We start from the raw sequence: 13,330 nt of genomic DNA on the forward strand, positions 1-13,330 counted from the left end.
AACAGGCCGTCTGAAAATCCGATACTTATGATCCACATCCAATCTCTTTCACACCGCTATCCTGCCGCCGATGCCGACGCGTTGGCGGATGTTTCGCTTGATATTGCTGCGGGCGAATGTTGGGGTTTGCTCGGGCACAACGGCGCGGGCAAAACCACGCTGATGTCGCTGCTGGCCGGGTTGCAAGACGTGCAGCGCGGCGAGATTTTGTTTAACGGCAAACCCATCCGCCGTTTGAGCCGGGCGGAGCGGCAGAAAATCGGGCTGGTGCCGCAGGATTTTGCGTTTTATCCGCAGCTTTCGGTGTGGGACAACCTGCTGTTTTTCGCATCTCTATATAAAATGCGCGACAAAGGCCGTCTGAAAACGCTGCTGGAGCAAACCGGCCTTACCGAGCACAAAAACAAGGCGGCGAAGCATCTTTCGGGCGGCCTCAAACGCCGTTTGAATTTCGCCATCGGCCTGATTAATGCGCCCGAACTGGTGTTTTTGGACGAAATCACCGTCGGCATCGACCCGCAGTCGCGCCGCTTTATTCTCGACAGCGTGGCGGAACTGACGCGCAACGGCGTAACTGTTGTTTATACGTCCCACTATCTGCCCGAAATCGAGCAGTTGTGCAGCAAAATCGCGCTGTTGCAGCAAGGCCGCTTGGTTTATCAGGGAGCGTTGGACGAGCTATTGGCGGCGCAGGCGCAACGGGTACGTTTTATTACCGAACCGCCGCTGCCGTCTGAAACGCTGGTATTGCTGCAAGCCGAAGCTGTTGACGGTCGCGGGATGATGGAAACCGCGCGCGCGCCGGCCGAGGTGTATGAAATCTTGCAGCAAAGCGGCACGGATATCCGTTATTTCCAGCAGGGGCACGGTTCGCTGGAGGCGTTTTACCTTGATTTTCTGCGCGGAGAAGCCGCATGATTGCCGCCTCTTTAATCAAAGAACTCAAACTCTTAAGCCGCGATCTGCACGGTTTGGCCGTGCTGTTTGTGATGCCCGTGGCGTTTATGCTGATTATGTCGCTGGCCCTGAGCCGCGACGAAGACCCGCATACCGACAGCCGCATTGCTTTGGTGGGCGTGGCAGAAGATAAAGTCAACACTGCTTTTGCCGCCGCTTTGCAGAAGGAAAACATGCAGGTGAGCCTGATGCCGTCTGAAAAACTCAAAGACGCGCAGCAAGGTTTGCACGACAAGCGTTTCCAACTGGTGCTGCACAATCCCAACGCCGCTTCCGACGCGCTTGCCGACAGCCGTGCGCTGGATATTTATGTGCCGCCCGACACCGAGCCTTCTTGGCTGGCGGCGGTGAAAGGCGTTTTACAGCAGCACTACACCGAAACGCGCCTGAATGCTTATTTCGACGGCGGCACCGGCATCACCGTGGATAACAAGCAGTTGCCGAAAAAAATCCGCGACAGCATTCAGAAAAAAGTGGATGAAAAAAACGCCGAGCAGTTTGCCGTTGTCAGCGATTTTCTGAAGCAGCCCATGCTTAAAGAACATTATCTGACCGTGCAGGGCGGTGCGGTGTCCAAGCCGAACGCCGTGCAGCACAGCGTACCGGCATGGCTGATTTTCGGTATGTTTTTCATTATGATACCGTTGTCGAACGTGATGGCTTTGGAGCGCCAAACCAACACCATCACCCGCCTGCGCCTTGCCCGCGCAGGAGCGGCGGGGCTGATTGCCGCCAAGTTGGTGCCGTATTTTCTGATTAACCAGTTGCAGTTTGCCGGTATGCTGCTGCTCGGCCGCTATCTGCTGCCGCAAATCGGCGTGCCCGCTTTGATGTTGAACGGCAGCCTGTGGCCTTATGTTTTGCTGTCGGCGGCGGTGAGCGCGGCGGCTTTGGGTTATGCGCTGCTGGTGAGCGTGGTGGCGAAATCGACCGAACACGCGGTGGTGTTGGGCGGCGGCGGCGTGATTCTGATGGCGGCCATCGGCGGCATTATGGTGCCCGCCCATGTGATGCCCGAAGCCATGCAGCAGGCCGCTTGGGTGTCGCCGATGTCGTGGGGGCTGAAAGCCTTTCAAGAATTGCTGCTCAACCGCAGCGGTTTGGACGGCATCACGCTTTATCTGCAATTATTGGCCGCTTTTGCCGCTGTTACGCTTGTGCTGGCGGTGTTGCTGTACAGAAGGCAGCTGCAAACGCAAGTGCGGTTTTAACCGATAGCGAGGCCGTCTGAAACCGAGCTTTGCGAGTTTTGCCAAAACGTTTCAGACGGCCTGAAACACATACCGAATACCGAAAGAACACCATGTCTTACACTTTTACTCTGGCACCGGGCGCGCTCGAAGCCGAGCTGAAAAAACTGATTCTGCAAGAATCCGACAAAGCCGACAGCATTGATTTGGCCGATTTTGCCGACGATGCCGTGCTGTTCGGCGGGCAGAGCAATGTTGATTTGGATTCGCTCGACGCGCTGCAAATCACCGTCGCTTTGCAACAGCATTTCCAAGTGCGCTTGCAAGGCGACCGCATGGTGCGCAAACACATGATGACCGTGCGCGATTTGGCGGCCTTCGTGCGCGCGGAGCACGGCGCATGATGTATGTGTGCGGGCTGGCGGCCACTTCCGCACAGCAGCCGCAAGCCGGATGCAGCACCAACCAACCCGCAACGGTTGGTTTTACCTTTTTGCAGCAAGCGCAGCAGGCCAAGTATTTCCGCGCATTTTCCAACGACAGCCTGAGCCGCGCCGAAATGGTGGCACTGGCCGAACAGCATTTGCGCCAAGCCGCCGAACGGGCAGGGTGGCCGTCTGAAAGTTGGCACGAAATGCCCGTGTTTATCGGCTCGAGTTCTTATTTGATGTCAGAATACGAAAACCGCCACCCCGACCAAAACGGGCACAACGAAGACACATATTCCCTGCTTCTTCTCGCCCGCGACCTGCAAAAACGCAGCGGCAATCCGAACATTTTCAGCTTCGCCACAGCCTGCACATCATCTGCCCACGCTTTGATTCAGGCTGACAACTGGTTGCGCAGCGGCTTGCATCCGTGCGCGTTTGTGCTCGGGCTGGAAAGCCTCAACCGCCTGACGCTGCTGCATTTTCACAGCTTGGGCTTGTTTACCGACGATTACCGGCCTTTCGGCGGCAACGGCCTGATGTTGGGCGAAGGCATTGCCGCGCTGGCGTGTTCGTCTGTACCTCAAAGCGCATCGGCTTTGCATTTGGTCGCACATGCCGCCAACACAGCCACCGCCAGCGCCGTCCAAAGCGACAGCCTTGCCCAAGCTGAAGTCATCCACCGCGCTTTGGCTGCCGCACAGATTTCCCCCGAACACATCTGCGCGGTGAAAACGCACGGCATCGGCACGCAAGACAGCGATGCCGCCGAGCTTCAAGCCTTGCAGCAACTGTTCGGCACATTGCCGCCGCTGTTGGCATTTAAACCGCGCATCGGTCACACCCTCGGCGCCAGCACGGCATTGGAAACTGCGCTGCTGGCCGAAGCTTTGCAGCAAGGCGGCGGGCAAGACCTTAACGGCAATCCCGTCGCTTTTTCAGACGGCCATTATTTGAGCAACCACTTCGGCTTCGGCGGCAGCAACACCGCGATGGTATGGCAATGGACAAAATAAATCCCTCTGTAAACATCACTGCTGCCGTGCGTTTCGACACCGAAGCGACGGTCGCGCTCAAAACACTCAAACAGCAGCTGCAAACGCAAACCGGCATCGACGCCCGCCGCCTCAGCCGCCTCAGCCTGATCGCCGCGCTCGGCGGCTGCCTGCTGCGCGAACGGGCGGAAATCAAACCCGATTGCGCCGTTTATGCGGCCACACCGTTTTTTTCGCCGTCGCTGTTTGAGAAAATGGCCGACAACGTGCTTAATCACCATGTGGCCATGCCGTTTGATTTTATCGCCAATCTGCACAACGCCCCCGCATTCCACACCGCGCAGGCGCTCGGCACTGGCGGCGCATCACTGGTGATTGCCGCCGACAACCGCCCCGAGTCATGGCACCAAATCGTGCAACTGGCCGCCAACAGCCTGAATGTAGGGCAGCAGATTGCCGTCGGCTGGTGTTACGAGCAGCCGCCGCAATCGGAGCAGCTTCAGGAAGGCAGCATTTGGATATTGCTGGAGCGCGGAGGGCAAAACGGCGCGGAGCTGACGCTTGGCGTTTCAGACGGCATCAGCAGGCCGTCTGAAAACTGCTATTATTGGCAGGGTGTTGCCGATTGGTTAAACCGTTTGAACGTACTCTAAACGATTTGCCGCCCCATAAAATATCCATTTCCACAGCCATAAGGAGTTTCCATGCTCGCTTCAATCCGACGCACTTACACCGCGCTGATGGTTTTACTGCTCGGTTTTCTGCTGTACAGCTTCGCCGCAACGTCTTGGCTGCAAACCGATTTGACCGCGCTGCTGCCGCAGGAAGAGCAGCCCGACGCGCTGTTGCTGGCGGCGGATGCGGCCAACGAAAAGCAGCTTAATTCGCAAGTGGTGATGTTGGCCGGAAGCAGCGATGCGGAAACGGCGTTTCAGACGGCCTCGGATATTGCCGGGCAGTGGCGGCAAAGCGGCGTGTTTGCCGAAGTGGACAGCAGCATCACGCCCGATTTGGCGCAGGTGCGTGCGGATATCCAAAAGCTGGGGCTGGCGGTGATGCCGTCTGAACAGCAGCGTTTGCTGTTTGAGCAGCCCAAACACTATTTTCAGGCGCGTGCAGAGGCGGCGGTAAACCCCTTTGCCGCGCCTTCTCCTTTATCGCTGGAGCAAGATTGGCTGGGCTTCGGCCGTTTTGTAACCGAACGCGCCCGCCCGCAGAGCCGTTTGCAGTGGAATGCCGACAACGGCATGCTGTTTACCGAAGACGAACAGGGAAAAACGTGGGTAGTGCTGCGCGGCAGATTGCCCGAGGCCAATCATGTTGCCAACGCCAGCGAAGGATTGCTGCCGCTGTTGGAAACGAGCCGAAAGCTGGCGGCGGAGCGCAAGGTTGATACTTTAAGTGCGGGCGGTGCGGTGTTTGCTGCTGCCGCCAAAGCGCAAGCCCAGCGTGAAAGTAAACTGATGAGCGCTGCCGGCTTGCTGCTCACTTTTGCGCTGCTGCTGTGGGTGTTCCGCAGTGCGCGCGTGTTTTGGCTGACGGTGCCGCTGGCGGCAGGCATGTTGACGGGGCTGGCGGCGGCGTTGTTGGTGTTCGGCGAAGTGCACATCCTCACGATTGTGATCGGCACGAGCTTGGTGGGGATGCTGGTCGATTTCCCGCTGCATTGGCTGGCGCCGTCGGTGTTCCGCCGTTCGGAAAGCGAATACCACGCGCTTTCAGACGGCTCGTGGCAGCCTGCTTCCGCCATGCGCCATGTGATGCCGACTTTTGCGGTGAGCCTGTTTATCACGGTAACAGGCTATGCGTTTTTATGGTTCACGCCGCTGCCGGTGTTGCGACAAACCGCCGTGTTTTCAGGCTTTGCGCTGCTGGGCGCATTTGGCGCAACCGTGTTGTGGCTGCCCGTTTTGTTTGCACGTTATCCCGTGAAAGACGTTCCCTTTGCCGGCTGGGTGGAAAAGCTGGGCGAGGTGTCGGCACGGGTCAAAAAACGCCTGCACCGCCGCGGCTGGTGGATTGTGGGCAGTATTTTTCTCGCGGTGGGATTGTGGCGCAGCGACTGGCGCGACGATATCCGCCAATGGGTCAACATGCCGTCTGAAATGCTGGCCGAAGCGCGGCAAATCGGCGTGTTGTCCGGCACCGATTTCAGCGGTCAATATTTGGTGGTCGAAGCCGAAAGCGAAGATGCGCTTTTACAGAAAAACGCCGAAGTCCGCCGCGCATTGCAGCCGCTTATTGCACAGCAAAAATTGGGTGGCGTGCAGTCGCTCGACCAATGGCTGCTGCCCGTGGCCGAGCAGCAAAAACTGCAAAACCGTTTGCGCGAATTGGCCAGATTGCCCGATGCGTGGCAGGCCATGCACGACATCGGCGTGCCGCGCAACACTATGCGCCAAGCCTTAAACCAAGCTGCGCAAATGCCCGCACTCACGCTTTCAGACGGCCTCAAGCCCGATCTGGCGGAGGCTTGGCGGCCTTTGTATCTCGGCGAAGCGGAGCAAGGGCGGTTTGCTTCGGTTGTCCGTTTAAACGGCTTGAGTGATCCGGTTGCGGTTCAGACGGCCACACAGGGCATAAAGGGCGTGCATTGGGTGGACAAACGTGCGCACTTAAACGAATTGTTTCACGCCACCCGCAATCAGGCGGCTTGGCTGAAACTCGCTTCGTACGCGCTGGCGTGGCTGTTGCTGTGGCGCATGTTCGGTACTAAGCGCGGTATCAAAATTCTTGCCGTGCCTTTGGCGGCGGCGGTCGGCTCTGTAGCCGTGTTGGGCTGGTTGGGCGTACCGGTAAGCCTGTTTGCCATGTTCGGTTTGCTGTTGGTTTCCGCCATCGGCGTCGATTACGCCGTTTATGCCGTTGCCGCCAAACATTCCGCACCTGCACGCTTGGGCGGCATGCTTTTGGCTGCGCTTACCACCGGCATTTCTTTTGTTTTGCTCGGCATGAGCGGCACGCCCGCCGTCGCCGCTTTCGGATTAACCGTGGCCGTGGGCGTGGTGTTGAACCTGTGGCTGTCGGCGTGGCTGCTGGAAGAACACAAAGTCAGCTGAGTTTTCATGCGTTTGAAATGTAAACACGCCCGCATGGCTTGAAAGTTTGGCAAAAAGAACCATCTTGAATAAAAAGGCCGTCTGAAAATATTTCCCTGAGTTGCAACCGATATGAAAGACAGAATGCAATATGCCTTTGTAAGTGAAAAAATTTTCAGACGGCCTGAATTAAACAAACCATCTTTCATTCTTAACATAAGTTCCAAAAACATACCGTTTTCAAAACTCAACCGGTATGCAAAACGAATTGTAAAGACCGTTGTTGCCATTGCAAAAAAGCGCAAAAGCATAGAAGCAAGTGCTATAACGGATTAGATTTGCATGTTAAGATTCATCCATTGAGGCTGCATAATCTGCAAAAGCGCAGCCACCCACTATAACCGTATAAAGGACCAACCATGAGTCGCGTATTATTGGTAGATGATGATGCTCTGTTAACCGAGCTGTTAACCGAATACCTAACGGCAGAGGGTTTAAATGTACACAGCGTGCCCGACGGCGAAGCCGGCGTGCAGGAAATCTTATCCGGCCAGTACGATGTAGTCGTACTGGATTCGATGATGCCGAAAATGAACGGCTTGGATGTATTGAAAAACGTGCGCAACCAAAGCACCGTGCCGATTATCATGCTCACCGCCAAAGGCGACGATATCGACCGCATTATCGGTTTGGAAATGGGCGCCGACGACTATGTGCCGAAGCCTTGCACGCCGCGCGAGTTGCTGGCCCGTATCAATGCCATTCTGCGCCGTGCCCAACAATCCGGCGAGCAAAGCGCCAGCCCCAACAGTATTTCGGTGAGCGATGTGGTGCTGTATCCGGCCAAACGCCAAGCCACCATCAAAGATGTGCCTCTGGAGCTGACCAGTACCGAGTTCAACTTATTGGAAGTGCTGATGCGTCATGCCGGTCAGGTGGTGAGCAAAGAAACCTTGTCGGTAGAAGCGCTTGACCGCAAACTTGCCAAATTCGACCGCAGTATTGACGTACATATTTCCAGCATCCGTCACAAATTGGGCGATGCTTCTCTGATTCAGACTGTACGCGGTTTGGGTTATTTGTTTGTGAAAAACTGATGAAAAGATAAAACAGCTAAATGAAACTGTTTCAACGCATATTCGCCACGTTTTGCGCAGTGATTATCTGCGCAATATTCGTGGCGAGTTTTTCTTTCTGGTTGGTGCAAAATACCATTGCCGAAAACCAGTTCCAGCAGCGGCGCACGATAGAAACCACGCTGATGAACAGCATTGTTTCTGCATTCAGAGCGAGGGGCGAGCAGGGTGCCAATGAAATTCTGACCGAATGGAAAGACAATCCGGTTGCGCATAATGTGCTTGTGATTACGGGTGACGACGAACAGGATATTTTGGAGCGTCCGATTGACTCGGAAATGATAGCCAATGCGCGCAAATTTGCCATATCGAACCCCAATTCGGATCTCGCCCGCATAGAGTATGACCGCTGGGGTGAGGAATACCTGTTTTTCATCCGCAATTGGGACAATCAGCAAGTCCAGCGTTTACCCAGCCCGCTGTTTATCCCCGGATTGGAGCTTGCCCCGATTTGGCACGAATTTATCATCTTGTCGTTCATTATTTTGGTCGGTTTGCTGTTGGCTTATATCCTGACCAACAACATTACCAAACCCATCCGCATTCTCGGTTTCGGTATGAACCGCTTGGCTTCGGGCGATTTGGATACCCGCATTTCCCAGCAGATGGATGATCGTGATGATGAATTGTCGCAACTGGCGGTATTGTTCGACAAAATGGCGGTGCAGTTGGAGCAGCTTGTAGCGAAAGAGCGCCACTTGTTGCATCACGTTTCGCATGAGATGCGTTCCCCGTTGGCGCGGATGCAGGCGATTGTGGGGTTGATTCAATCGCAGCCGCAAAAGCAGGAACAATACCTCAAACGTCTTGAAGGCGAGCTGACACGTATGGATACGCTGGTGGGCGAATTGCTGACCTTGTCGCGTTTGGAAACGTCTAACATGCCTTTGGAAAAAGACAATTTGGCGATGTTGCCGTTTTTCAAACAATTGGTTGAAGACAGCCAGGCCGTTGCACTGCAAAACCATCAAACTGTGAGCTTGGAGGTGGAAAAAGTTACCGACAGCGCAGTTATTATGGCTAACGAAGGCTTCCTCTACCGTGCTTTCGACAATGTAATACGCAATGCTATGGCATACAGCCCGGAAGGCAGCACGATTAAGGTCAAGTTATGTCAGGATACTAAAAATTGGGTGATTGACGTTATCGACAACGGCCCGGGTGTCGATGAAATGCAGTTGCCGCATATTTTTACGGCCTTTTACCGGGCGGACAGTAGTGCCAGCAAGCCGGGTACGGGTTTGGGATTGGCAATTACCAAACATATTGTGAATCAGCACAATGGTAAGATTATTGCGGAAAACGTTAAGCCCAACGGTTTGAAAATGCGCTTTATTCTGCCTAAGAAGAGCAATTGCTAACACAAAAACGGAGCCTTGAGGCTCCGTTTTTTTATATCTTTTCAGACGGCCTTTTGTGTCGGTTTACAGATGAATTTCGATATTGTCGATCAGGCGTGTAGAACCTAAGCGCGCGGCGGCCAAAACCACCAGATTTTTATCGCCGGCATGGGCGACTTCAAGGCTGCCGGCATGGCGGACTTCAACATAGTCAACCGACCAGCCCGCGTCGGTTAAGCGCTGTATAGCGGCGTTTTCCAATTCGGCATAGGCCAAATTGCCGTTGCGCACGGCTTCGGCAATGGCGCAAAGCTCGCGGTAGAGGCGCGGTGCTTCGGCGCGTTCTTGTCCGTTCAGGTATTGGTTGCGGCTGGAGAGGGCGAGGCCGTCTGAAGCGCGGCCGGTATCGACGGGCACGATTTCCACGTTGATGTTTAAGTCTTCAACCAGCCCTTTGATGATGGCAAGCTGCTGGTAGTCTTTTTTGCCGAAGCAGGCTGCATCGGGTTCGACGATGTTGAAGAGCTTGCAGACAACGGTAGCCACGCCGCGGAAATGGCCGGGGCGGAATTTGCCGCACAGCTCGTTTTGCAGATGGGGCGGCTCGACGTTGTAGCGTTGTTCCACGTTCGGATACAGCTCTTTTTCATCGGGAGCGAAAACAACCGCCACGCCTTCGTTTTTCAGCTTGTCGGCATCTTGCTGCAAAGTGCGCGGATATTTGTCGAAGTCCTCGCCTTGGCCGAATTGCAGGCGGTTGACGAAGATACTGACCACGACATGATCGGCACGCTTACGGGCTTCGCGCACCAAAGCCAGATGGCCTTCGTGAAGGTTGCCCATGGTAGGCACAAACGCCACACGGCCTGCGGTTTTGCGCCATTCGCGTAATTCTTTGATGGTATGGATGATTTTCATGGAGGATTGGTCCTTCAACTGAATAAGGCCGTCTGAAAACACGTTTCAGACGGCCTGTTCACATTATGAAAAAGTATGTTCGGCGGCAGGGAAGGTTTTGTTTTTGACTGCGGCAACATAAGCGGCTACGGCAGCCTGTATGCTGGTTTGGCCTTCCATAAAGTTTTTGACGAATTTGGCGGTTTTGCCGGGGAATACGCCCAGCATGTCGTGCATCACCAATACTTGCCCGTCGCAATCCACACCCGCGCCGATGCCGATGGTGGGGCTGTTCACGGTTTCGGTAACTTGTTTGCCGAGGGCGGCGGGTACGCATTCCATCAAGATGATAGCGGCACCGGCTTCGTCGTGCGCTTTGGCATCGTTCAGCAACGCTTGCGCTTTGTCGCCTTTGCCTTGCACTTTATAGCCGCCGAAAGCATGCACCGATTGCGGCGTGAGGCCGATATGGGCGCAAACGGGAATGCCGCGCAGTTGCAGGAATTCGGTGGTTTCCGCCATCCATACGCCGCCTTCCAGCTTGACCATATGCGCGCCGGCGGCCATCAGTTCGGCAGCGGCGGCAAACGCCTGCTCTTTGCTTTGCTGGTATGCGCCGAAGGGCAGGTCGCTCACGATCATGGCGTTTTTCGTGCCGCGGGCGACGGCTGCGGTGTGATAGCACATATCGCGCAGGGAAACGGGCAGGGTGGAGGCTTGCCCCTGTACGGTCATGCCGAGCGAATCGCCTACCAGCAAAACATCTACGCCGGCATTGTCCATCAATGCGGCAAAGCTGGCTTCGTAGGCGGTGAGCATGGCGATTTTTTCGCCTTCTGCTTTCATTTTTTGCAGTGTGTTGACTGTAATCATCACAATATTCCGATTCTTTTCAGACGGCCTTAAGTTTAAACGCGGTTAATAATGGAGGCTGAAGGTGAAATTTCAACCAAAGCAAAACAGCCTGACCGCTGGGATCAGGCTGTTTTTATTTTATGGTGCCGGCACCAAGAGTCGAACTCGGGACCTTCTGATTACAAGTCAGCTGCTCTACCAACTGAGCTATACCGGCTGAAGAAGTGCGCATTATGCCCATCTTGATGCGGTTTGGCAAGCAGTTTGCGCAGAAAATTTTAAAAATTTTTTAAGGTATTGTTTTCTCGGTAAATTATTTTCAGACGGCCTCGATGGGCTTTGAAAAGGGCAACCTTGAAAACGTATCCTTATTGCCCCTTGGCCTGCCAAGTATCTTTCAACGTAACCGTGCGGTTAAACACCGGCTTTTCTTTGCTGTGGTCGTAGCGGTCGGTCACGAAATAGCCCAAACGCTCAAACTGCCAGCGGCTTTCCGGCTCCAAAGTTTTGGCCACGGGTTCGGCGTAAGCGGTGATTTCTTTCATGGATTCGGGGTTCAGGAAATCGGTAAACGGCAGGTATTCGCCGTCTTCGCCGCGAACGGCATCGGGGCGCGGTTCGGTAAACAGGCGGTCGTACAGGCGCACTTGCACCGGCACGGCGTGTTCGGCGGAAAGCCAATGGATCACGCCTTTTACTTTGCGGCCTTCGGGCTTTTTACCTAAGGTATCGTGGTCGATGCTGCATTTGAGTTCGACCACGTTGCCGTTTTCGTCTTTCACCACTTCGTCGCACTTAATCACATAGCTGTAACGCAAGCGCACTTCACCGCCCAAAGTCAGACGCTGCCAGCCGGCTGGCGGGTTTTCGCTGAAATCGTCGGCTTCGATATACAGGGTTTGGCTGATGGGCACTTCGCGTTCGCCCATTTCTTCGTGGTGCAGGTGGTAAGGCGCACTGCGGCTTTGGGTTTTGCCGGCTTCAAAATTGGTGAGCGTCACTTTAATCGGGTTTAACACGGCCATCATGCGCGGGGCGGAATTTTCCAACTCTTCGCGAATCGCGCCTTCGAGTACACTCATGTCCACCACATTTTCAGACTTGGAAATGCCGACGCGCTTGGCAAACAGGCGCAAGCCTTCAGGCGTATAACCGCGGCGGCGCATGCCGGAGATGGTGGGCATACGCGGGTCGTTCCAACCTGTAACGTGGCCGTCTGAAACCAACTGGCTCAGTTTGCGTTTGGATGTGATGGAATACAGCAGCTCCAAGCGTGAAAACTCGTATTGGCGCGGATGGTTGTCGATCGGGATATTGTCGAGCACCCAATCATACAGCGGGCGGTGGGCTTCAAATTCGAGCGTACACAGCGAGTGGGTGATTTTTTCGATGGCATCGGAAATGGCGTGGGTGTAGTCATACATGGGGTAGATGCACCACTTGTCGCCGGTGTTGTGGTGATGCGCGCGGCGGATGCGGTAAATCACCGGATCGCGCAGGTTTACGTTGCCCGCGGCCATGTCGATTTTCAGGCGCAGGGTTTTGCTGCCGTCGGGGAATTCGCCGTTTTTCATGCGCATGAACAAATCGAGGTTTTCTTCGATGCTGCGGTCGCGGTAGGGGCTGTTTTTGCCCGGCTCGGTGAGCGTGCCGCGGTATTCGCGCATTTCTTCGGCGCTTAAGTCGTCCACATAGGCTTTGCCGTCTTTAATCAGGCCGACGGCGTAATCGAACAGTTGGTCGAAATAGTCGGAAGCATAACGCGGCTCGCCCGCCCATTTGAAACCTAACCATTGCACGTCTTCTTTAATCGAATCAACGTATTCCTGATTTTCTTTTTCGGGGTTGGTGTCGTCGAAACGCAGATTGCACAGGCCGTCGTAAATATAGGCCAAGCCGAAATTCAGGCAGATGGATTTGGCGTGGCCGATATGCAGATAGCCGTTCGGCTCGGGCGGGAAACGGGTTTGGATAGCGGTGTGTTTGCTGCTTTTGAGGTCTTCGTCGATGATGGTGCGGATAAAGTGGTTATCGGCAAATTGGTCTTTGTTCATCATAGGGATAAGTCGTTTTGTGATGTGGATAATGTTCAGACGGCCTATGCGTTGAAAGGCCGTCTGAAAAGGTTTGGAAGATGCTGCGTATTGTACATTAAATTGCTGCCTGCGTTTCATATCCAAAGGTTTCGGTTTTTGATTTCGGTGAGAGGATAGCGGAAAATATGTCATTGTTTTGCAGGAAGGGCGAACTTTGTTCGGTAAATACTTGTTTAATATTATTGCCATCACTCTTCAAAATCCGTATAATCCCGTTTTTCCACAGAGAGGTGGATGAGTGGTTGAAGTCGCACGCCTGGAAAGCGTGTATACGTGAATAGCGTATCGAGGGTTCGAATCCCTTCCTCTCTGCCATATACCAATCCCAAGCTGTTTCGGCTTGGGATTTTTTATTACCTAAACCATTATTTTTACTGGATTTTGTAGGTATTTTAGTA

The 13,330-nt window shown here is 54.5% G+C and carries 11 protein-coding genes and 2 tRNA genes; 9 read left to right on the plus strand and 4 right to left on the minus strand.

All coding sequences use genetic code 11. The features are described from left to right. Window positions 1–27 precede the first annotated feature (27 nt). From LVJ85_RS05370 to LVJ85_RS05405, 8 genes are all read left to right on the plus strand, one after another. On the plus strand, window positions 28–918 hold the full coding sequence (locus LVJ85_RS05370) for an ABC transporter ATP-binding protein (protein WP_244742195.1): 891 nt from the start codon (window positions 28–30) through the stop codon (window positions 916–918). Next, the gene (locus LVJ85_RS05375; protein WP_244742198.1) at window positions 915–2,168 is read left to right on the plus strand and encodes an ABC transporter permease; all 1,254 of its coding nucleotides are present in this window, start codon (window positions 915–917) and stop codon (window positions 2,166–2,168) included. Before LVJ85_RS05370 ends, LVJ85_RS05375 begins: the two co-directional genes overlap by 4 nt. A gap of 92 nt (window positions 2,169–2,260) precedes the next feature. Further along, window positions 2,261–2,551: an acyl carrier protein gene (locus tag LVJ85_RS05380; RefSeq protein ID WP_244742201.1), complete on the plus strand. Its 291-nt coding sequence runs from the start codon at window positions 2,261–2,263 to the stop codon at window positions 2,549–2,551. Further along, window positions 2,548–3,591, plus strand: coding sequence for a beta-ketoacyl synthase N-terminal-like domain-containing protein (locus LVJ85_RS05385; protein WP_244742204.1), 1,044 nt, complete (start codon window positions 2,548–2,550; stop codon window positions 3,589–3,591). The genes LVJ85_RS05380 and LVJ85_RS05385 overlap by 4 nt, the downstream gene beginning before the upstream one ends. Then, the gene (locus tag LVJ85_RS05390) at window positions 3,579–4,223 is read left to right on the plus strand and encodes a hypothetical protein (protein WP_370686936.1); all 645 of its coding nucleotides are present in this window, start codon (window positions 3,579–3,581) and stop codon (window positions 4,221–4,223) included. Before LVJ85_RS05385 ends, LVJ85_RS05390 begins: the two co-directional genes overlap by 13 nt. A gap of 51 nt (window positions 4,224–4,274) precedes the next feature. Then, window positions 4,275–6,629 carry an MMPL family transporter gene (locus tag LVJ85_RS05395; RefSeq protein ID WP_244742210.1) on the plus strand — a complete coding sequence of 785 codons (2,355 nt, stop codon included), beginning with the start codon at window positions 4,275–4,277 and terminating at the stop codon, window positions 6,627–6,629. Between the two features lie 398 nt (window positions 6,630–7,027). Next, window positions 7,028–7,705 (plus strand): two-component system response regulator MisR, encoded by a 678-nt coding sequence (gene misR, locus LVJ85_RS05400; protein ID WP_085363268.1) that lies wholly within the window; start codon window positions 7,028–7,030, stop codon window positions 7,703–7,705. A 20-nt stretch (window positions 7,706–7,725) separates the two neighbouring features. Continuing rightward, on the plus strand, window positions 7,726–9,105 hold the full coding sequence (locus LVJ85_RS05405) for a cell wall metabolism sensor histidine kinase WalK (RefSeq protein ID WP_244742213.1): 1,380 nt from the start codon (window positions 7,726–7,728) through the stop codon (window positions 9,103–9,105). 63 nt (window positions 9,106–9,168) lie between these two features. On the opposite strand, the gene panC is transcribed toward LVJ85_RS05405, so the two are convergent. From panC to LVJ85_RS05425, 4 genes are all read right to left on the minus strand, one after another. Next, a complete protein-coding gene (panC, locus tag LVJ85_RS05410) occupies window positions 9,169–10,002 on the minus strand; it encodes a pantoate--beta-alanine ligase (protein ID WP_244742216.1) in 834 nt (277 codons plus the stop codon). A 63-nt stretch (window positions 10,003–10,065) separates the two neighbouring features. After that, entirely contained in the window at window positions 10,066–10,854 is a 789-nt protein-coding gene (panB, locus tag LVJ85_RS05415; RefSeq protein ID WP_244742219.1) for a 3-methyl-2-oxobutanoate hydroxymethyltransferase, read from the minus strand. Window positions 10,855–10,977: 123 nt separating this feature from the next. Continuing rightward, a tRNA-Thr gene (locus LVJ85_RS05420) sits at window positions 10,978–11,053 on the minus strand. 151 nt (window positions 11,054–11,204) lie between these two features. After that, the gene (locus LVJ85_RS05425) at window positions 11,205–12,893 is read right to left on the minus strand and encodes a glutamine--tRNA ligase/YqeY domain fusion protein (RefSeq protein WP_244743068.1); all 1,689 of its coding nucleotides are present in this window, start codon (window positions 12,891–12,893) and stop codon (window positions 11,205–11,207) included. 263 nt (window positions 12,894–13,156) lie between these two features. On the opposite strand from LVJ85_RS05425, the gene LVJ85_RS05430 reads away from it, so the two are divergent. Further along, window positions 13,157–13,247, plus strand: a tRNA-Ser gene (locus LVJ85_RS05430). The last annotated feature ends 83 nt before the right edge of the window (window positions 13,248–13,330 follow it).

The organism is Neisseria sp. Dent CA1/247, assembly GCF_022870825.1.
Classification (GTDB): domain Bacteria; phylum Pseudomonadota; class Gammaproteobacteria; order Burkholderiales; family Neisseriaceae; genus Neisseria; species Neisseria zoodegmatis.